Genomic DNA, 19,694 nt, shown 5'->3' on the forward strand with positions numbered 1-19,694 from the left:
GGTCGAACGTGAACGTGCGCGTAGCCAAGGCCCTGACCGAGGAAGCCGAGCGTCTGGACGCCGCGGATTCGCTGGCCCATGTGCGGAAGCGATTCGTCCTGCCTGCCGATCAGATCTACATGGAGAGCACCTGTCTGGGGCCGCTGACGTCCTCGGTGTCCGCCGCCGTACGTGAGGCGGTCGACGTCCAATGGGGTCAGCGGCTCATCGACGGATGGTGGGAGGACGGGTGGTGGGAGGCCCCCGCCCGCGCCGGCGACAAGATCGGGCGGCTTCTGGGCGCCGCCCCCGGGCAGGTGGTGGTCAGCGACTCCACCACGGTGCAGCTGTTCAACGCCCTGGTCGCGGCGTCACGACTGCGGCCGGATCGCAAGGTGATCCTGAGCGTCACGACTCAGTTCCCGACCGCCCGCTACATCACCGACTCCGCGGCACGCCTGCTGGAGCTCACCGTACGACGTGTACCGCCCGACGAGATCGACCGATGTCTTCGCACGGACGGTGACGACATCGGGGTCCTGCTTCACGAGCCCGTCGACTTCCGTACCGGCGAACTCTACGATCTCGCGGGCCTCACCCACGCCGCCCACACCGCCGGCTCCATCGTGGTGTGGGATCTGTGCCATGCCGCCGGGATCGTCCCGGTCGATCTGGACGCCAACGGGGTGGACATGGCGGTCGGATGCACCTACAAGTATCTGTGCGGCGGGCCCGGCTCACCGGCCTTCACCTATGTCAGCACACGCCACCAGAAGGCGTTCGACCAGCCGCTTCCCGGCTGGAACGGCCACGAGCACCCCTTCAGCATGGGGGACACCTACCAGGGTGCCCCCAGCATCGCCCGGGCCCGGATCGGCACCCCGCCGATCATCTCGATGATCGCCCTTGAAGCGGCCCTGGACGCCTATGACGCCGTCGACATGCACCAGGTGCGCCGGCGCAGCCTGTCGTTGACGGGCTACTTCATGACATGTGCGGACGAACTCCTGGTAGGGACGGCGGCAACGGTCGCCACGCCACGGGAGCCACATCGCCGAGCGGGCCACGTCGCGATCTGCCACAGCGACGCCCCCAAGATCGTCCAAGCTCTCAGGGACAACGGCGTCGCGGCCGACCACCGGCCACCGGACCTGATCCGTTTCGGGCTGCACCCCCTTTACACCACCCACCGCGAAGTACACGCCGCGGTCCGAACCCTGCACGACCTACTGGCGTGAGCCGCGAGCTCTCCGCAGGTGGTGGCAGGACGATCCACCTGGCGCGCTCCTGAGCGGTTCCAGCGCTCCCTAGACTCGGGCCCATGATCAGACTCGGATATCCGGTGATAGGCGTGACCGACATTCCACGGGCCGTGGCCTTCTGGACGTCTGCGCTGGATCTCGTCGCCACACCCGAGCGGGAAAGCCCGACCTGGAGAACCCTGGAGCATCCTGACGGCTCGCAGGTACTCGCCCTGATGCTCAGCGAGTCACCCGCTCAAGAACACCCGCGTATCCACCTCGACCTGCTGACGGAAACCGAAGCCGAGCAGCAGGCCGAGGTCGAGCGCCTGATCGAGCTCGGAGCCAGCGAAGTCGCGTGGGACCTCTACCCGCAGAACCCCGACTTCGTCGTCCTCGCCGATCCGGACGGCAACGTCTTCTGCGTCGTGGACCTGAGCAGGGCTCCCTCGGGTCCGGCGTAGCGGATCTCCAAGATCGACCGAAAGATCGTTGCTGGCAGGTCGTCAGGGCGGGCGAGTTCCGACCGCTGCTCAGCGGTCACGCGGGCCGGGGGTTGTCCAGCCCGGGAATTGGGCGGACCCGATGTAGGTCGATCCGCGAGGTCGGCTCGGCCGGCGCACGGCCCGCCGACCGAACAAGCGCGACCCTCAGATCTCGTCCCGAACCCGGAACGCTGAGCCCGTGTGGCCCAGCGCCGCAGTTCCTCGGCTCGCCGCAGCGGGAACCTAGCCGCGTGGATCAGGGTGGCCGAACACGCCCTCATAGATGGGTCGGGGAAGGTTCAACCACCACGACGCCGCGCTGCGCACGGCGGCTGACCGGTGGCCGTCCTGGAGACCCCTCAGAAGATCGTTGCTGCGTGCTATGCCCAGCGCGTAGACGATGTTGGTCAGGCACCTCAGGTTCGTGGGAGTGGGCGACCGATCGTACAGTGCGGCGTAGCGGGTGATGGCGCGAAGCCAGAAGCGCTGGTCGCTGCCGCCTCCGATGTGTCCGATGGCGAACGTCGCCGCCTCCGCGACGCCGGGATGGGCGGCGCTCAGCACGAACCTCTCGACCAAGGTCCGTTCCCTCGCCGTGCCAAAGGTCCGGAGGGCGCCGAGAACCGACCGGGAGAGCCGTACATCCGCGTACGCGGTTCGCGCATCGGAGATCTGCAGTGCAAGCGCTGAGGCCAGCAGCGGCGCGTAGGGGGTGGCCGAGATCAGCAGGCCCGCGTTGAGTCGTATGTCCAGGATCGGATGGAAAATCAGGTCATTGACCAGGGACGGAAGCAACTCGTCCCGGTACCCGTCCGTCTCGCGGGGCAGGCAGGCCGCGACGTGGTCGAGGACGCGTCCGATGAAGATCTTCGCTTGGTGCTGCTCGGCAAGCCGTCCGGATTTGACGATATCCTGCACCGCTCGGTCCCGCTGGGCAGCGCGCGCGAGTGTTTCGGCGAACGGCCGCCCGACGTCCTCGGGCACCTGTTTCAACAGATGGACCGCCACGGGCCGGACATCCTCATGTTTCACCCGCTCGTCCTGGAGGGTGCCCCGGAGGATGCTGAGCAGTTCGCCGGTCTGGTCCGCAGTGAAGTGACCGAACTTCGTCTTGCGGACACAAGCGAGGAGCGCACCGTAGAAGGCCTGGTCGTTGGTCGGGTGGTGAAGCTGCTTGAGCACGTGCCGTCCCGCATCCGGATGGCGCGAGGAGTCTAGGGAGCATACGGGCTCGACGAAGATAAGGTTCGTTCGGTCGTCCGCCAGCGCCGCGCAGGCGGCGATGGCCGCGTGCTGGGCGCGCGGGTGCCCCATCAACCGGTTGAAGGATTCGTATCTCGGCAACCAAGCGAACCCGCTCGAAACGATCGTCTCCAGAAGAAGACGTTGAGTTATCTTAGCCCATAAGGCTTTCGGTATCAGCACGAGATCGGGTATCACAGAGATGAGCGTTGTCATCTCGTCCCATTCCTGTGCACTCAGTTCTGCTTCCGAGCAGGCGCGGTCGATCAAATCCTCCAGCCGGTTCTCGGTCGAGTCGTTCAAGCCGTCGATCTGTCGGTCGAGAAGCGACGGCCCCGCCTGGGGATACTCGTATCGATTAAGGGTGTCCACGACCGCGACCAGAGATCCAGGCACCAGTTCCAGCATTTCCTCATAACGCCGGATAGCCTGGTACGGCACCTTTACGGCTGCGGTCTCCCACCTGGATATGCGCGCCTCCGTGGCCTCCTCGGGCCACGAACCGCCGCGGAACGACTTCGCGAACGCCGAACCCCGGGCCCATCGACCTTCATGGCCGAAGATCCTGTTCACCCGCAGAAGCCATGCGATGCGATGCCGGACGGAGCGCGAACCGGACGGTGAATGATCGATCTCCGGGCGAATTATCGCCGGGCGCCCACCTCGCCTGCGGCCGGATTCAAGATCCACTAAAGCATTCTCTCACAGTCGGTTCGCGGCTGTAAGAACCATTGGACCATGTGGACGACCATGCCATCCTCGCCTGGTGCGAAGGGCGCACAGCAGATCTAGGAGCGATCTCTGCCGAGAGTTGCGCGGTCGCGACGCTCGTTCGTCTACGAGTACAGCCTTGGAGGTACACCGTGCTTTCGCGCTTGTTCGTCGTCGATCCGATGGCTCGGAAATCACTAGAACGGCTCGTCGCCGAGATCGACGTGGAACGGCTGAGTGAGGGGGAGGCGTATGCACGCCTTCCTGAACTCGTCTCACTATTGCCCACTTCGGTCATCGGCCGACTGGTCGGTTTTCGGGAAGGGCGAGAGCAGGACGCCCTACTTGTCAGAGGGGTCCCGCTAGGGGTCATGGGAGCGGTAGCCACTCCGCGTGACCCGGTGGAGGCTCCGCGTACGATACTCGGATACCACGCGGTGGCTCTCGCGATGATCGGAGTGCTCGGCACTCCGTTCGGGTACCGGACACAGCAACTCGGCCGGCTCGTGAACAACATCGCGCCCTCTCCGGCAGCGGGTCGATCGGAGAACGTCGGCATCGGATCAAGTAAACCGTTTGACCTGCATACCGAAGACGCTTTCATGCGACGAGGCCCCAGCTATCTGATGCTCGCCTGTGTGCGCAATCCTCAATCGGTACCGACGACCGTATCGGGACTGTCGAAGGAGGATGTCGGCCCGTGGCTGGAACCTCTGCGTGAACCTCGCTACATCGTGCGCACGAACCCGGCTCAGCGGGAATGGCGTGAGGATAAGTTGCGGCCTGGGCCGGTAATCTGGGGCGAGTCGGACCGCCCCTTCCTGCGCTTCAACGCGGTTGGTACGACGCCGGTTAAGGGACCTGGGGTCGACTTGGCGGAAAAGGCTCTCAATAAGCTAGGCGCCGCCTTGCTGCGGAATGTTCAGGATCTCACCCATGGCGCCGGTGACATCCTCGTCATCAACAACTACAGACTATGCCATGCTCGTCGGGCATTCAGGGCAAGTTTCGATGGCTCGGACCGTTGGCTCCTGCGGGTGGTCGCTTATCGTGATCCTGCCGAGGTAGCCGGGCTGGCCAGTTTCGCCCCTTACCCTACGCTAGAGCCGAGATGACGCAGATTTCTTCTTAGCGAATCCGTGGTCCCCGCTCGGCGTAGTGCTGCAGGCCGCCGCCCAGTATCGTCTCGGTAAGATTACACGGGATGTCCCCGTGCATTCAGGAGGTTACCGTAGTGATGGCAATCCGTAGATTCGCCTACCGCCACGGCGCCGAAGTGCTCGGCTGCGTGGAATGCAAGAATGAGTCGGTGGGCGCAAATAGGACTTCCAAGGTAGCAGTCTTTCTGCATGGTGGCGGTACCGCCGACAAGGACAGGGCGATACCTCTCATGGAGGATTTCGTGGCGGCCGGCTACCGCGCAGGGGCGCTCGACTTCACCGGCCATGGCGAGAGCGCGGGCGATCTAAAGACGCAAAGTCTGCAGTCCCGGTTCGGGCAGGCTAAAGGATTCATCGACGCCTTCACCGAAGATGACGACGAACTCCTGCTGGTGGGATTCAGCATGAGCGGACAGACGGTCGCCGATCTGCTGACCTGCTACTCTTCCCGCGTCACGGCCATCGGGTTGTGCGCTCCTGCGGTCTATGCTTGTGAGGCGTGGGAGGCCGAGTTCGGGCTTGGCTTCACTAGCATCATCCGTAAAAAGGGGAGCTGGCGGAGCAGCCGGGCGCTCCATGCCTTCGGCGATTTTCGTGGCCGAGCCGTGCTCGCCCGCCCGGACCTGGACACCGTGATCCCGCCGGAAGTGACGTCGCATATCAGAGAGGCTCTCGCGCGCCGTTCGAGCTTCAGGGAGCTTGTCTTCGACCAGGCCGGGCATCAGCTGGGCAAATGGTTCGCGGGGTCGCCGCCTTCTCGGCTCATGTTCGTCGAGGCTTTGAGCACCGGCTGAGCCGGCGCGCCGGGCGCCTGGTGTGCCTGGCCGTCGGTCCAGAATCTCTTGGGCGCGCATAGCGCATATCTTCTTGACCAGCACCTATGTGCCGCTGACTCCAGCACCGCATGGGCTACCGCAGGCGGTGGGGGCGCAGAGCAGTCGGAGGACCCGCCGCCTGACGAACGCGCTCCACCCGCCAATGCCCCGCCGCCTGCTCAAGATCGCCTAGTGTTCTGGCTTCGCGTACCTGTCGACGAGCTCGCGGAGGATGGTGACGGCTGGCTCACCGCCGGATACCGCCGCCTCTCTGGCAGCCAGCCGACGCGTGTTGTTCGACGCGCTGCTATGCACTCGACCGGCGTCGGCTCATCGTGCTCAGGGGCCGATGACTCAACAATGGAACCCGAAGAAAACCGCCCCTTCCGCCCGCGCCGGCCCATAGGGACCGCGTCCCCCGAGGGACCGGTGCGTAGGCCGACCGGCCGAGCGAGTGGTGGTTCCGCCGTTGGAGCTTTGCAACGAGCCCGGCGCAGATGGGACCACGCACCGGTCGGGTCGCCGACTTGTCCTGGACGACGTCCAGATGCATGGGCCGATGAGGATTCACCATGCCGACAAGACGCGCTGTTGGTCTCCTCCGTCGGAGGGAATCGGCGCCGTCCTGCGGCTGGTGAGGTCGAGGTGCACGAGAGGGCCCGTCGAGGGCACGGCCAGGAGGTGTCGGCCGGTGGGGTCAGCGGTCAGGCCCACCCACCTGACGCTCAGACCGGTGGAGTCCTCGCGATTCGCGGGCGCTTTGGCGAGATCCCGGATCCGGCGGCCGGTCCGCGTCGAGTACTCGCTCAGCGTGGCCGGATGGCCCGCATTGGTGATCAGCGACTGCCCGTCGGGGCGCAGCCAGGCCACTTCGGGGCTCTCCGGGCGGCTGACCAGGACTGTTCCTGCCAGCAGACTGCCGCCAGGCTTATCGGTGTCCAGCGTGCGGATCTGCACGGGCCCCACCGTGGTGATGCCGAGCCCGGAATCTGGCTTGTGGGCCGCCGAGGCCAGGCGGGTGAAGGTGAAGGCCAGCGTGGAACCGGCCCACGACAGGTTTCCGATCTTGCTCATATCGGGCTGGGACCAGGCGCGGCGCTCACCGGTCGCGATGGTGACGACCTCGATCCGGCCGATGTTCATCATGGTGTTCTCGATGGGCGTTCGTTCCTTGTCCGGGTGCGCCCGGTACACCACGAAGGCGATCTTGGTGCCGTCCGGGCTCACCGCCATGTCCGCGTCAGCGAGCTCGGTGGTGTACCCGAGCCGGGGCAGCGAGACGAACTCCTTCACGGTGCCATCCTCGGACAGCCTCAGCCGGTGGACCGAGATCGGCGTCGGACCGCCGCTCGGACTTGCGGCACGGGTGGTCACGATGAACGTCCGGTCGTCACCCGCCACCGCCACGTCCTCGAACGTGCCGCCACGGGGCGGGGCGAGACGCGCGGTGACGATACCACTGCCGGTGTCGCGTATCCGGATCTCGTTGTGGTCGAGGTCGGCGACGGCCATGAAGCGAGGCCCGTCCGGACGCGCCGGAAGCGGTCCACGAGTAGGAGTTCCCGGCGACGTCGGGACGGGGGAGGGGGTACCGGCCGGCCGCGCGGGACGCTGCTGCACCTTGTCGACCGCGATGGCGGCGACCGCGATCACGATGACGCAGATGACAGCGGCCAGCGGAGCCAGGCCACGGTGCCGGCGGGAATCCCTGACAGGTAGACGCAGCGGCGGCGCGGTACTCGGGCACCAGGCGTCGGCGGCCGCCCGGTACGCGTCCCGCAACCGCTCCTCCAGCGGCGGCACGGTCTTCATTGCTCCTCCCCCAACGTTCGGGCCAGCGTCGACATCGCACGGGAGGCGGTCGATGACACCGTCCCGCGGGAGATCCCCAGAATGCGAGCGATCTCGTTCTCGGGCAGTTCGCAGAAGTAGCGCAGCGCTAACACCTCCCGCTGCCGCCGCGGCAGCGCGGCCACCGCGGCCAGCAACTCCCGGCGCTCCTCCCCGATCAGGGCCACCGACTCCGCCGACCACACCGGCGGCTCATAGGCGTGCCCGAACCGTGCGGCGACAGCGCGTCGGCGTAGCACCGAGCGGCATCTGTTGAGCACCGCCGAGCGCACATAGGTCAGCGCGGCCGCCGGATCATGCAGCCGCGCCCACTTGCGATGCAGCCCGAGGAAGGCGTCCTGCACCACATCCTCGGCCGTCACCGGGTCGCCGACCATCAGCGCGGCCAACCGCATCAGTCCCGCGGCATGGGTGCGGTACAGATCGCTGAGCGTCGGCGGCGGCGTGGTCACGATGCCCTTCATGGTGCGCCCACCGGGCGCGGATTCGGGTCCCACACTTCAGAGACGCGCCAGCCGACTGAATGCTGAGTCCATCTCAAGGGTCTTTCACCGGACGCCGCTCGACCGACCTTGTGCGACGAACACGGCGGCCGAACCGCCTCACGCCGATGGGGCCGCGGCGTCGCACTCCACTAGCCGACAGCCCGCCCCGCCCTGCGCGGCGCTGACCGAACGCCAACCAAGCCGCCCAGTCGGGGAGTTGCGCTTCACGCCCTCCGAATCGTCCCCAGACTCAGGCATGGCTTGAGCAGCGCGCCAGATTCAACGCCGTCCACGTACCGCTCTCACCGAGGGGACGTGTAATCATCGCGCTCATAATAGTCGGGGCTCAACCTTGAGGTGGCGTCCTGAGTCCATATCTCCACGCCACCAGGCTCACCGGTCCAGCCGGTTCCCGCGGCATCTTCGATTGTTTCTTCGCCCCTATAACCCCGCCGCATGGTCTGGGCGATTACATTGGGGTTGACCATCCAAAGGCACCACAACCAGAGTTTGTCTTCACTCCACGTAATGGCGGTTGAGGGGTTCCATTGGGGATTTGCGAAAATCCCTCTTCGGTGGGCCAAGACCTGTTGTATGCGGTGTGTGAGTGAGGTGTTGCGGTCTATCTCGAAGCCGTGCCCCTCCATCTTGTCGAGGATGATGTCCGGGTTGGCGCCGATTCGATTGAGGTCCCACTCCACCACGTACCGCCCGGCCCGGTTCAAGCGGATCAGGCCTGCCACGTACGACGCCACGTTGCTACCGTCCGTGACCGCCGCCATCTGCGGCATCACGGCGCTCCTGTCCGGGGTGTAGGCAAAGTGATCTATCCACAGCACACCTCTGGATCGTGGCGTCCAGGGATCGACCGCGATCCATTCCGAGTCGGGCTCGTTGTTCGCGCCGATGATCACCAGGGCATGGTCCTCGCCACGAATACCTACCAGCCGGACAGGTTGCCCTGTCGGTCCCTTCTCTCGAAGGTAGTAAAAGGCTGCAAGACCGTAGTCCTGACAGACCCCGCCGTTCGAATGGTATACCTTCGCCGCCCTGACGTCATTGCGCGTGAAACCCGGGGGGAGGGAACTGAAGTCCCAGAATCCATCGTTCTCGACGCCTGCCGAACGCATACGCGAGTTGTAGTCTGAGCGTTTGAGCCCCTGCATCTGGTTTCCGGCGTTCGGAATGTAATGCTTAACGTGGGCGATGGCGTCCTCGGCCATTCTCAAGCGCGCAGCGGCCATCGGGGAAACGGGCCTCGCCCGGCTGCCGCGCTGGCCGTTGTAACGCTGGACCTGCAACGGCCCGTCATGGTGATGCTGATGGTCCTGGGCGGAACACCCGTTGCTCCTCTGCAGCATCTGAACCACAGCGGCGTTACCGGCGGTCCCCTGCAGCCCCAGAATTCCCAGCGGAGACCCCTCCTCCACCGCACGCCGGGGAGCCTCCGACCGCTCGACCGTCTGAGCACGGGCCGCCAGGCGCTCCGACTCGACATCGGACCGGGCCGCCATCTGGGGGTTGCGCATGATCCTCTTTCTACAAGGCCGCGGAACCCGGGGACCAGAAGCGAAAGGGCAAACACGCGGGTGCGCATGGGCACTATGCAGAGAGCAACCGACCCCATGCCATCCACGGCACCCGCCCGTCCTGGGCAAACACGCTCGCCAATACTGACCGAACAGGCGCGGGCCGCGATTTGGCCATCGGGATGCGCTCTCGCATCCATCCTGGTCAACAGGACTCCACCCACATGTCAGCGACGGAGAGGAGGTCCCCCCCGCTCGCACACCCATCTTGAACGCCGCCGTGCCGTGCAACTAGGGCGTCGTCATCGAAGACCCGCTCTGACCGCGGGCGCACCATCACCCGCGACCAACTCGTCCCCACCCTCACGCAGCAGGCGAGAAGAACCGGGGCTGGCGACAGCCTGACGCCTGATCTTCGCCGGCACGAGGGGACCGGGATCAGAGGACGTGGAAGGCGTTCCCGAGGAGATCGGGGCACCAGAGGCCACCTGCATGATGCCCGCCAGACCGCCCTGCCAGAGGGCCCAAGGTGTGCTCATCTGAATCATCCGGACAATCCTCCGACACGCTCGGATGACGAGCACCGATCGGCATGTCCAGGTGCTGCCACAGGTTCGGGACGCGAGCGGACTCTGCGGCGCCGGAAAGGGCTGAACTGCAGCCAAAACTGAAACCGGAGGCGATGAAAGCACCAGGGGTCCCACAGCAGATCATGTGGAACCCCTGGTAGAGGCGGAGGATCGGGGATTTGAACCCCGGATGGGCGGTAAACCCAAACCGCATTAGCAGTGCGGCGCCATAGACCGGACTAGGCGAATCCTCCAGGCTCAGCACAGGGTACCGGTTCAGCGCGCCAACCGGCAAAGCCTGGCCGAGGTCACAGCAGCATAGTCCGAATGATGACGTTCCGCCCCCGGGGCCGCGGGAGCGGAGTGCCGCGCGCGTCAGCCCAGGCGGAAGCCGGAGTAGCCGCACGCCTTGCCGAGCTCGTTGCCGTGCCGCTGCATCGCAGTGAAGTCGGGCGAGCCGCCGGACAGGTTGCCAGAGCTGAGACGCCGCAGCGTGGCGGCGGTGTCGTCCAGGTCGCCCGCGAACTTGGTCGCGGCGCTCTCGACATCGCCGCCGGCGTTCTGCCCCTCGGCGCGGATCTTGGTGGCCGCGTCGGAGAACTTCTGCGCGTTCCCCGCAGACCCGCTCGACACACCGCCCGACGCGATGTTCCGCAGCTCCGTCTCGATGTTCTTGCAGGCGGTGTTCTTCTTGCCTCCGCCGGTAACGGAGTCGATCGGCCCGCAGGCCGTGGAAGCGAGCATCGCGCCACCTATGGCGAGGACGCCGACCAGCTTGGTGGCAGACATGCGCATGGGGGTTCTCCTTCAGGGGGTTTGGGACTTCGGACGAGAGTAGACCCCGCAGGTCACATCCGTCTCGATTACCCCTTTGGCGCCATCTCGCCACGAACGGTTCCGTGACCCAGGTCACACTTCATATCGTGCCGGTGTCCGATCGATTCGCGATGAGGTCCAGAGAGCGGGGACAGGGCTCGACCTCGCCGAGGTCGGCGCCGCCTCGATCAGCGTCGCCGCATCGACGGAACGCTTCGACACCTACGTTCACCAGACAATGGCCCTCCTGAGCATCCTTACTCCGGGCTCAGAAGGTGTTTCCTCTTCCCCTTCATCCACCGCGTGGTCCTCGGGCGAATGCAGAGCGAAGATCACGGCTGGCGAACCCCAAGCGGATCCACGGGGAAGAACGGAGTGGAAAATGCGCGAGGAGCAAGCAGGGTCCCGGCGATGGCGGTGGACGGCACTGCTCGCCGCCGCGGTCGTGACGAGTGCAGGAGCCATGCCCGCGTCCGCGGCGGCGTCCTCCCCGTCCACCGCGCACCGGGCCAGTGCGTCCGTAGCGGGGCTGCGCAATTTCGACGCTGTCACCACGGTAAACGAGCGGAACGTGTGGAAACACATCGCGTTCATCGGCGACACCTTCGTGGTGTATAACGACTCCGGCATCATCCAGGGTCCGGCGCGGATCCGGGATAAATGGCCGTTCCTGCCCGAGCAGTTCACCCACGACATCGACGCCGCGGGGGCCGCTTTCGGTGGCCCCGCGTTCCGCCCGCGGTACACCTTCACCAAGGGCACCCAGGCGATCGTCTTCGAGGACACCGGCCCCGCCACCGGTCCCTTCGCGATCCCCACCCCCTACGACGGCATCAGCGACTACAACAACTCACCCCGCGAGACGTCCCGGATCTTCCACATGGCCGTACGGGGCGGGAACATGGGGTTCTTCTTCGACCAGAACTTCACGATCCCTGGTTCCCCGCTCTCCGGTCTCCCGTACCTCCCCGAGCGCTTCCGAAGCGACCTTGATGACGTCTCGGTCGAAATCGAGAGGAACACCACCAAGACCAGCTACTACAAGGGCAACGAACGCCTCATCGTCAACGACCGGGGCCAGGTTCTGGAACTCGTGAACCTCGATGTCAAGTGGCCGTTCCTGAACGCCTGGCGATCCGGCGGCTAAGCAGTCCGCCCACATCACCTTCAGCCTGCCGCTTGAACCGTTGATCGCGTTGAGGGCCGACCGCGAAGGCATCGACGAGGGCCGCGGCTATTCCATCCAGCTCGCCTACGCCCGGCGGCGCATCAACGGGGATGACGCGAACGCCCGCCCCTGCCGGAGCAGAGGGCGGGCGTTCGTGGGGGCCGCGCTTCCCCACACGCCGTCGAGCAGCGGGAGGAGGGTGCGGATCAGGTAGGCGTACACGGTCAGGTCCTCCTCGCCTGGTGGACGCGCAGGAGGATCGGCCCGGTCTTCGGGCCGACCTCCTCGTCCACGTTGTGCCGCCCTACGCCTGGACGGCCTTCACCGCATTCTCAGTCTTGGCAGCCGAAGTCCCCGTCCCGGACGATCTCCGGGTGGCTACGTACCTGGAGGAGCGTCAGGGACGCCGCTTGAGCCTGCCCGCCTGAACAATCCGCCGGTCGAATGTCACGCTGGTCAAGGCGAGGGCGGCGATCGGCCGGTCGGTGAGTCGGCGAACTCATACCTCCAGGCGGCCATCAGACGCGGTTGGCCACGCAGTCAGGGCCGAGCCAGGTGATGCGGCGATGGAGTCGTCGAAACTGATGTCGATGCGCAAGATCCGTTCCGGTGGTGGTCGAGCTCATGTCGACGGTTGCGCTGACCACTGTCGCCGGGCGGACGCCGACGGGCATGACGGCGGGAACGGTGGTTCCACCGCCGATCGCGATCGTGCCGCCGATCCGTCCCGCCACCTCAATCCTGTCGCCGGCGCGCCGGTATCGGGCACGCCCCCCGGATGTTGTCGGAGGTAGCCATGGAGGGGTCCTCCCGGGACGGGCCACGGGCGCTAGTGCCCTACACTGGAGAGGGCATCGGGCCGAGGAATCATAAGCTCAATCACCTACGTGCGAGCTGCTAGACTCTCGGCCCGTTGGTAAAACTCCTGGTGAGAGCCAGGAGGGTAGGCACCCGTAGCTCAACGGATAGAGCATCTGACTACGGATCAGAAGGTTAGGGGTTCGAATCCCTTCGGGTGCGCACAGGTCAAAGCCCCCTTGCGATCTTCAGCAAGGGGGCTTTTGCTAACGGGTCTGCTAACAGCGCCTCTGAGCTAGGCCACATCCTCCACTCGTTGGCGAAGATCTCGGCTGCCGCCACGAGCTGCTGATTGATCACGTGGGCGTAGACCCGGAGCGTGATGGATGGGTCAGCGTGCCCGAGCCGCGCCGCCACCACGTGGACGCGGACGCCCGCCAGGAGAAGCGTTGTCGCGTGGATGTGGCGCAGGTCGTGAAGGACGGCGGGTTGCTCTCGGCGCACTGCGAACGCGGTCGTGAGCCAGTCCAGGTGATGTCGAAGACGCGGAGGATCTCGGCCGTGTCATCGACATAGAACGAGACCAGCCCCAAGCCGCCGAACACGGTCTGCCGAAACTCCGGTTCAGCGGCGTGCATGGGCATGGCATCCCAAGGCTGCTCGGAGACGTGTGCGAGCGCCGAGACCAAGGCATCGAAGGCGTCGCTGGCAGGCCGCCGATCTGGGCAAGGGCTGTCGTGTGGAGCACGACGCGATGGCTCAACGAGCGCCGTCCCCGCGCTCTGCCCACCCTGGGAGCGCCTCATCCGCCGGCACGAACTCGACCCCCGAACCTTGCCGAGCCTGTTCCGCTCGTTCTGCGAAGTCGGGATGAGCATAGGCCACAGCCCGCATGTGCCACAGACGAAGGACGTCTTGAAGCTGCCGGTAGCGCCAGAGTTCGTGAGCGGCGTCGAGGGCGCTCCTGTAGTCCCGGATGAACCGATCACGTTCGCTGGCGGGCAGCCGACGGAGGATGTCGTCAGGGTCGAGCGGACCATGGTCGATCGGCTCAGCCGTCATGGTGCCCCCTCAGGTGTCTGATGTTCTTCTAGCGGCTTGTCGTGGCACGCTCACTGCAACTAGCTGCAACTAGAGGTGAGTCTACGGCTCAGGCTCGGTGTCGATTCCTGCTGGTCAGCACAGCAAGACTCCCAGGTTCAGGACTTGGGACACGTCCGGAACGATTGGGGTCGTGGGAGACGGGGGGTTCGCGAACGTGCAGGCCACAGTAGGGAACCCGTACGGATCCTGGCAGGACCGAAAGCCTGTCGGGTGGGCGATGAAGGGTGCCAAGGGGCCACAGTCGCTTGCGGGGCGAACGTCCTGGGGGGTGCGGGTCGGGCAGGTTGTCAGAGGTTGGGGGCCGTGATCGGCTTCGCAAGTCGGTCGTTGTGATGGCTCCCGGGAGCCACGGTGGGAGCCACGCGGATGGATGATCTCGGATCGTGGCGAACTACTCCGGACAAGCGGCAAGCGACGATCCAGCGTGCGGACTGATTCGAACGGATTCGTTGATCATTTGGGAATCTACGGATCAGAAGGTTAGGGGTTCGACCGTTCCGATCGTGGTCGCGAAGACGAGGCCCTCGTCCTCCCACAGCCGTGCCGTGTCCTGCTCGTCCTCCTGTGTCGCCCGATGCTCGTGCAGAGCTGCCACAGCGAACGCGGGGAGCAGTTCCGGGTCACAGCGGTGCGCATCGGCCCAGTCGTCGGCCTCGCCAGCCCGGGACGAGGCGAGCGACTCGGCGCAGCACTGGCAGCGAGCGATGTGCAGGGCGCGGAACTCGTCCCACTGGACTCCGACCGGCCACACGTGCCAGGACGACACCCGCGACGACCGGGACGAGCGGGACGGGGACGCAACGACGGCGAACCGAGGGCGGGGACGGGGCCAGGCCAGGGAAGGGGAGCGGGAAGTCATCGGGCAGCCTCCAATGGAGCGGGTTTCGGGCATGGAGCGGGTAGGGACGTGGCGTGATCAGGGCTCACGCCAAGCCGCAGGAGCGAAAGGGAGCCGGGCCGGTCAGGCAGCCGGGGGGACCACCGGAACCGAGCCGATGAGGGCCGCCCAGTCCGGGGTCAGGTGCGCCTACTCCCGCGCGGCCCGCTCAGCGACCTCTGCCCGAGGAGTACAGCCGGTCGTTCTCACCTGACAACCGGTCGGGTGGCCACCAGCGTGCCGTCCAGGATGACATAAGCCTTGTGCTGCGCGATCCGCATGGCTTGCCGCAGGTCGGGAGCGAGTTCGGCGAGCAGTTCGAGCACCTCGGTGACGTAGCGATGCGCGGTCGCGGCACCGATATCGAACGCCGCCAGGCCGGCGAAGGTCTCGTTGCGGCGCAGGTGCACCAGCACCAGCGGTGCGCTGGCGGCCGGGCGGCAGCCGCCGCCACCGTGATCCCACCCGGAGCCGATGCTCGCGGATCAGATCGGCCACGAAGGTGCGGGCCGAGCGAGACAGATCGAGCGCGGCGCGTTAGAACAGCATCGGAACTCCTGATGGTCAAGATCGTCGCAGATGCCGATCTACCAGGAGCGCTGTTGTTGTCGCTCACACCACGCGGGCCGCAACCAGCCCGCGAACTGCGGACCCAGGTTGAGATCGCCTCATTGTCCCGAACGCGAAAAAGTCTGGGTTGAGAGCGATCTCGACCCGGACTCGACTGGCCACCGTGGAAAGGCCGATGGTGTCCGAGGACGGATCAAGCCCGTCCTCCTTCTTTGAGGCAGACGTGCACCGAACTCGGTGCGGGTCTCGAGGTGTCGACGAACAGGGCCTGGCGCTACGTCGAGGAAGCGGTGGGCTCTGTGGTCAGCGCGGTCACCGAAGTCGACGGGGCGTTGCGCAAGGACGGGCTGCACCTGCTGGTGCTGGACGGAACGCTCATCGCCTGCGACCGGGTGCATTCTGACCGGCCGTGCCCGCGCGCGTAGGTGAATTCGGAAGAATGATTAATCCCATCCCTGGTCTGTTGCCGGCGAATCCGTCCGTGGGGTGCGTGGTTGACTTGAGGCATATGTGGCGGTGGGCCCGTGCCAGCGGCGGTGTGGTGCTGGCACGAGCCCACCGTGGGTGTTGGCAGCAGAGGTCAGTGCAGGACGGAGGATTCGATGTAGCCCCAGCGCTTGGCGTTGGGGACGTACACCTTCACCCAGTGCCTGCCGGAGCGGTACGCCGAGCTGACGTTGACGTGCCAGTTCGCGGGGACGTTGCCGATGACGAAGTTGTGCCGGTCGCGTAGCGTCGCGTTGCGGTGCGTCTGCTGGTGGCGGGCGACGATGCGGGCCGAGGTCTCGGGGAAATAGACCTTGCGCCAGCCGTCAGCCTGGTTGCTGCGGCCTTGCTTGATCCGATTCGGGATGGGGCGGCCGGCCGGATAGCGCTTGACGACCTTCCAGCCCTTGGCGGTCTTTTCTCTGATCAGCCATTGCCGGATGGACTTGCCGATGCAGGAGCGGTCGGTGACGCCCCACCAGGGGTAGTTGTGCGCCCGGGCCGGGATCGAGATCATCGCCCGCTTCGCGTCGATGTTGTAGCGCCAGATGATCTGCTGGCCGGCCGGAACCGTCAGCGGATGGCCGTTGCCCTTGACCTTGGACTTTGGATAGTTGAGGTAGACGGTGCAGGGTCCTGCGGTGACGTATCGAAGGAAGAGGTTCTGCTGCCGCTTGGCCGCTTGTACCTGGGAGGCGGCGGATGCCTGCGCGTTACGGGTGTCGCCTGGGGCGTCCAGTGCCACCGCGCCGGTGATGGCGGCAGCGGTGACTCCGCCGGTGAGGATCAATGTGCCTAGAAGTCTGGTACGCATTGTTCTCCCGAGATCACATGGCCACAGGGGCCGTCGGAAGGTCGGGGTCTGCCGGAGATGGTGCGCAATCGACTGCCGCGTTGTGAAGATGTGGCTTTAGGGCGGCCCAACCCGGTCGCGGTGCGCGTGTGAGTCGTACGGCCGTGGGCGATCAGCACCAGCTACGCAGGTAGCTCAGGTAGCCGCGGAGTACATAGCCCGTGCCCTTGTAGGTACCGTTGGAGGTGTAGATGTTGCCCTGAATCCAGCCGGTGTTGGAGGGGGCGAATCCGCTGTTTACCAGGTCGCCGTTGTACAGGTAGCCGCCGACGTTCCCGCCGGGGACGTCGCGCCAGGTGCCGTCCTGGCCCGTGAACACGTACTGGTAGGTCGCGAACTCGCAGGCGCTCCGGGTGGGCGTGGCGGCGTGCGCGGTGGTGGCGGGAAGCGTTGTGGTGAGGGTCGTGGCCGCCAGGATGGCACTCCCAGTGATACCGATGATCGTCTTGCGTCCTGCCATGGGTGGCTCCCTTGCTCGGTAACGTCATCTCAGATAACGTCGCGTCATCTTGATAGACGCTAGCGAGCGACGCCTATGATGTCAAGTTGTTCTCTTGGATGACGGTCGAGTTGGAGGATGCCGATGAACGACGCACGCGTCTCGGGGCGCAGGTTCTACGGGATTGCTGAGATCGCTGAGGTGCTGGGGGTGGATCGGCAGCTAGTGACCGTGTGGCGGCGGCGGTCGAGTCACGGGATCCCGGCGCCGGATGATGAGTTGGCGTCGGGACCGCTGTGGCTGGCTGCGACGATCGAGCCTTGGATTGAGCGAACACGGGCGCGGCTGGAGGACGAGGCCGCGGTTCAGGCCGCCGGTAGCCTGACGCCGGGATTGGTGAAACAGGCCGCGCGTCGGCTGTTCCGGCTGGTGGTGTTGCTGCTGGAAGAGGAGCGCCGTCCTGAGCAGATGCAGCGGGCGCTGCACGGCTTGGGGCAGTTGCACGATCCCCTTGCTCAGGCGATCGGCTCTTTGGAGGGCAGCAAACGCAGCCTGCAGGACCTGGCCACCCTGGCGGGCATGGCCGCCGAGGCGACGGAGCGGACCGTCGGCACCCGGCCCAGTCTCCAGACCGACGATCTGTTGGCCGCCTGTCTACAGGTCGTTCCGCAGGTGACCAAACTTCTCGCCCGCCTCGATCGAGCCTGACCGCATCGGTACGAAGACTCATCAAGCCGCCAGGACGGCTAACACCTGGGCTTTATCCAGCCTCTCAGCACCCAGCCCCGGGCTGCGGAGTCCTCCGGGGAGTAACCGCGCGCCCACGCCGAGTTCTTCACATGCTCCACGACGAAGGTCTCACCCCAGTGCAATGTGGCGACCGTTGTCGTTTCTTCCTCGGGTTCCGGAGCGGCGCGGACAGTCACCGAATCCCCACAAACCTCATACCGCCCCAAACTGCCTCTCGGCCGGGGTGAAGGGGGGCCTGTCGGAGGTCTGGAAGTCGGGCGCCGCGTGGGCGATGGCTGTTTCGAGGACGGCGATACCGGTGGCGCCACTGGCCTGCTCGTCGTACGTCCATCTGTGGGCGAAGGTGAAGATGTGGCCGTGGGAAGAGACGGAGGCGCCGTTGAGGAGACGGCTGTGGTCGGTGTCGCTAGCACGCCTGCGCTAAGCCCGCCCTGCTGCCTGAGCAGGAGAAAACCGCCGACCCCCAGCATGAGAACCAGACTGGTTCCCAGGGCCGCCGCCCAGATGGTCTGGTTTCTGCGACGCGATGGCCGCTCAACCGCAGTCGGCTGCCCAGCCACGCCACCGACCGGGCGAGAAGGGCTGGTGATCCCCAAATCGAGGGATCCTGAATCGCCGCCGGCATCACCGGTTTTTGATCGGCCGGCCTGGCTCATGCCGCCTTTGGCCAGGGCCTCGACTTGCGCCAGCGCGGCCCGGGCGTCGGCCACGAAGGCTCCGGCCGACTCGTACCGATCCATGGCCACCGGCGCGAGGGCCCTGCTGAAGACCGCCCGTAGCTGCCCGGTGAACGGGGCATCCTTTGGCAAATTCGCCGAAAGATCATGGCGCCGGGTGATGTCCAGCCGTTCCCCAGTGAGCACCTCGTATAACAGCAAAGCCAGCGAATACAAGTCCGCCTGCGGCCCAACATCCGGCTCACCGCGTATTTGTTCAGGAGCCATATACCAGAGGGTTCCAACGTGCTGGCTGGATTCGGTCATCCGGTTACCGACAGGGCGGGCAAGCCCAAAATCGGCCAACCGGACATGCTCATCACCCTCGGGTCCCTCTAGCAGAATATTCTCCGGCTTCACATCCCGGTGCACCACATTGCTCCGGTGCACCGCGTCGAGCGCATCACCGACCTGCGCCATCAACGTCAATGCATGACCAGGCGCCAGCGCCGAACGGCGACCGAGCAGATCACGCAGCGTGCATCCACGGACCAACTGCATCACGATAAACGATCTGCCCTCGTGCGTGCCGACATGGTAAATCGGCAGCACGTTCCGGTGACTGACCTTCGCCAGAGTTCGCGCCTCGCGCATGAACCTTTCGAGCGCCCCGTGATCACCCAGTGTGGCCTCGGCCATGACCTTGATCGCGACCTCTCGCTCCAAGGCCGAATCGATCGCCCGGTACACCACCCCCATACTGCCTCTGCCGATCTCCCGCAGCACGCGATAACCAGGCAATTCAACACCTGCGCCGAACGTCCAAGGCTCAGCCGGCAACCGCTTCACCACCTCGTGGCGCCAAACCAAAGATCTCTTCCAGTCGCGCCCCGATGCCGACACCGCAGGTGACCGACTCTCGGCATTCACCACCGCTCTGCGGCACCAGAGCACCCGTCCACGCTGGTCAGCATCACCGTCACACTCGCCTGCCATCGCCAGGTCACTCGAAATGGGCATGATCCGGGCGGATGCGCCTATATGTTACGGCTGATGCCCCATCAGGACAGGAAGTTGACCGAATCCGGAGGCAAGAGATCTCATTTCCGC

At 65.6% G+C, this 19,694-nt stretch carries 21 protein-coding genes and 2 tRNA genes; 8 read left to right on the plus strand and 15 right to left on the minus strand.

The window, feature by feature from the left end:
* Window positions 1–8: 8 nt before the first annotated feature.
* Together kynU and AMA02S_RS03080 are read left to right on the plus strand one after the other, a co-directional pair.
* Complete coding sequence (gene kynU, locus AMA02S_RS03075) at window positions 9–1,217, plus strand: kynureninase (RefSeq protein ID WP_245667324.1); 1,209 nt, start codon at window positions 9–11, stop codon at window positions 1,215–1,217.
* 83 nt (window positions 1,218–1,300) lie between these two features.
* The gene (locus tag AMA02S_RS03080) at window positions 1,301–1,684 is read left to right on the plus strand and encodes a VOC family protein (RefSeq protein ID WP_067451114.1); all 384 of its coding nucleotides are present in this window, start codon (window positions 1,301–1,303) and stop codon (window positions 1,682–1,684) included.
* 264 nt (window positions 1,685–1,948) lie between these two features.
* Here AMA02S_RS03080 and AMA02S_RS03085 read toward each other — a convergent pair whose 3' ends face one another.
* Window positions 1,949–3,637, minus strand: coding sequence for a hypothetical protein (locus AMA02S_RS03085; RefSeq protein WP_157430338.1), 1,689 nt, complete (start codon window positions 3,635–3,637; stop codon window positions 1,949–1,951).
* Window positions 3,638–3,822: 185 nt separating this feature from the next.
* Between AMA02S_RS03085 and AMA02S_RS39845 the strand changes: the two genes are divergently transcribed.
* Entirely contained in the window at window positions 3,823–4,773 is a 951-nt protein-coding gene (locus tag AMA02S_RS39845) for a TauD/TfdA family dioxygenase (protein ID WP_157430339.1), read from the plus strand.
* Window positions 4,774–4,862: 89 nt separating this feature from the next.
* Window positions 4,863–5,612, plus strand: coding sequence for an alpha/beta fold hydrolase (locus tag AMA02S_RS03090; protein ID WP_084264472.1), 750 nt, complete (start codon window positions 4,863–4,865; stop codon window positions 5,610–5,612).
* A gap of 588 nt (window positions 5,613–6,200) precedes the next feature.
* On the opposite strand, the gene AMA02S_RS03095 is transcribed toward AMA02S_RS03090, so the two are convergent.
* The 5 genes from AMA02S_RS03095 to AMA02S_RS03115 all read right to left on the minus strand — a co-directional run bounded on the left by AMA02S_RS03095 (window position 6,201) and on the right by AMA02S_RS03115 (window position 10,862).
* The gene (locus AMA02S_RS03095) at window positions 6,201–7,445 is read right to left on the minus strand and encodes a hypothetical protein (protein WP_067451124.1); all 1,245 of its coding nucleotides are present in this window, start codon (window positions 7,443–7,445) and stop codon (window positions 6,201–6,203) included.
* Entirely contained in the window at window positions 7,442–7,948 is a 507-nt protein-coding gene (locus tag AMA02S_RS03100; protein WP_067451127.1) for an RNA polymerase sigma factor, read from the minus strand. Before AMA02S_RS03100 ends, AMA02S_RS03095 begins: the two co-directional genes overlap by 4 nt.
* 323 nt (window positions 7,949–8,271) lie before the next feature.
* Window positions 8,272–9,498 (minus strand): hypothetical protein, encoded by a 1,227-nt coding sequence (locus tag AMA02S_RS03105; RefSeq protein WP_067451130.1) that lies wholly within the window; start codon window positions 9,496–9,498, stop codon window positions 8,272–8,274.
* 733 nt (window positions 9,499–10,231) lie between these two features.
* Window positions 10,232–10,321, minus strand: a tRNA-Ser gene (locus AMA02S_RS03110).
* Window positions 10,322–10,442: 121 nt separating this feature from the next.
* Window positions 10,443–10,862 carry a hypothetical protein gene (locus AMA02S_RS03115; protein ID WP_067451133.1) on the minus strand — a complete coding sequence of 140 codons (420 nt, stop codon included), beginning with the start codon at window positions 10,860–10,862 and terminating at the stop codon, window positions 10,443–10,445.
* A gap of 403 nt (window positions 10,863–11,265) precedes the next feature.
* On the opposite strand from AMA02S_RS03115, the gene AMA02S_RS03120 reads away from it, so the two are divergent.
* A complete protein-coding gene (locus AMA02S_RS03120; protein WP_157430340.1) occupies window positions 11,266–12,030 on the plus strand; it encodes a hypothetical protein in 765 nt (254 codons plus the stop codon).
* A 105-nt stretch (window positions 12,031–12,135) separates the two neighbouring features.
* Here AMA02S_RS03120 and AMA02S_RS41295 read toward each other — a convergent pair whose 3' ends face one another.
* Complete coding sequence (locus tag AMA02S_RS41295) at window positions 12,136–12,273, minus strand: hypothetical protein (RefSeq protein ID WP_157430341.1); 138 nt, start codon at window positions 12,271–12,273, stop codon at window positions 12,136–12,138.
* A gap of 296 nt (window positions 12,274–12,569) precedes the next feature.
* Window positions 12,570–12,785, minus strand: a complete 216-nt coding sequence (locus AMA02S_RS03130) for a hypothetical protein (protein ID WP_067451141.1) — start codon at window positions 12,783–12,785, stop codon at window positions 12,570–12,572.
* Between the two features lie 213 nt (window positions 12,786–12,998).
* On the opposite strand from AMA02S_RS03130, the gene AMA02S_RS03135 reads away from it, so the two are divergent.
* Window positions 12,999–13,071: transfer RNA gene (locus AMA02S_RS03135), tRNA-Arg, on the plus strand.
* 6 nt (window positions 13,072–13,077) lie between these two features.
* On the opposite strand, the gene AMA02S_RS03140 is transcribed toward AMA02S_RS03135, so the two are convergent.
* The 4 genes from AMA02S_RS03140 to AMA02S_RS03155 all read right to left on the minus strand — a co-directional run bounded on the left by AMA02S_RS03140 (window position 13,078) and on the right by AMA02S_RS03155 (window position 15,246).
* On the minus strand, window positions 13,078–13,353 hold the full coding sequence (locus tag AMA02S_RS03140) for a tyrosine-type recombinase/integrase (protein ID WP_067451144.1): 276 nt from the start codon (window positions 13,351–13,353) through the stop codon (window positions 13,078–13,080).
* A gap of 255 nt (window positions 13,354–13,608) precedes the next feature.
* Window positions 13,609–13,911 (minus strand): DUF6247 family protein, encoded by a 303-nt coding sequence (locus AMA02S_RS44885; RefSeq protein ID WP_067451147.1) that lies wholly within the window; start codon window positions 13,909–13,911, stop codon window positions 13,609–13,611.
* Window positions 13,912–14,425: 514 nt separating this feature from the next.
* On the minus strand, window positions 14,426–14,812 hold the full coding sequence (locus AMA02S_RS03150; protein WP_157430342.1) for a hypothetical protein: 387 nt from the start codon (window positions 14,810–14,812) through the stop codon (window positions 14,426–14,428).
* 224 nt (window positions 14,813–15,036) lie between these two features.
* The gene (locus AMA02S_RS03155) at window positions 15,037–15,246 is read right to left on the minus strand and encodes a transposase family protein (RefSeq protein ID WP_169806763.1); all 210 of its coding nucleotides are present in this window, start codon (window positions 15,244–15,246) and stop codon (window positions 15,037–15,039) included.
* A gap of 405 nt (window positions 15,247–15,651) precedes the next feature.
* Between AMA02S_RS03155 and AMA02S_RS03160 the strand changes: the two genes are divergently transcribed.
* Window positions 15,652–15,825: a hypothetical protein gene (locus AMA02S_RS03160; RefSeq protein ID WP_157430343.1), complete on the plus strand. Its 174-nt coding sequence runs from the start codon at window positions 15,652–15,654 to the stop codon at window positions 15,823–15,825.
* Window positions 15,826–15,980: 155 nt separating this feature from the next.
* On the opposite strand, the gene AMA02S_RS03165 is transcribed toward AMA02S_RS03160, so the two are convergent.
* Together AMA02S_RS03165 and AMA02S_RS03170 are read right to left on the minus strand one after the other, a co-directional pair.
* Complete coding sequence (locus tag AMA02S_RS03165; protein WP_218004823.1) at window positions 15,981–16,700, minus strand: hypothetical protein; 720 nt, start codon at window positions 16,698–16,700, stop codon at window positions 15,981–15,983.
* A gap of 151 nt (window positions 16,701–16,851) precedes the next feature.
* The gene (locus AMA02S_RS03170) at window positions 16,852–17,199 is read right to left on the minus strand and encodes a hypothetical protein (RefSeq protein ID WP_067451161.1); all 348 of its coding nucleotides are present in this window, start codon (window positions 17,197–17,199) and stop codon (window positions 16,852–16,854) included.
* Between the two features lie 123 nt (window positions 17,200–17,322).
* Here AMA02S_RS03170 and AMA02S_RS03175 point away from each other — a divergent pair, with 123 nt between their 5' ends.
* Window positions 17,323–17,886, plus strand: a complete 564-nt coding sequence (locus AMA02S_RS03175; RefSeq protein WP_067451164.1) for a helix-turn-helix transcriptional regulator — start codon at window positions 17,323–17,325, stop codon at window positions 17,884–17,886.
* A 38-nt stretch (window positions 17,887–17,924) separates the two neighbouring features.
* Here AMA02S_RS03175 and AMA02S_RS39850 read toward each other — a convergent pair whose 3' ends face one another.
* Window positions 17,925–19,604 carry a serine/threonine-protein kinase gene (locus AMA02S_RS39850; RefSeq protein ID WP_084264476.1) on the minus strand — a complete coding sequence of 560 codons (1,680 nt, stop codon included), beginning with the start codon at window positions 19,602–19,604 and terminating at the stop codon, window positions 17,925–17,927.
* Window positions 19,605–19,694 lie beyond the last annotated feature (90 nt).

The organism is Actinomadura macra NBRC 14102, from assembly GCF_001552215.1.
In the GTDB taxonomy this organism is placed as follows: Bacteria; Actinomycetota; Actinomycetes; order Streptosporangiales; family Streptosporangiaceae; genus Spirillospora; species Spirillospora macra.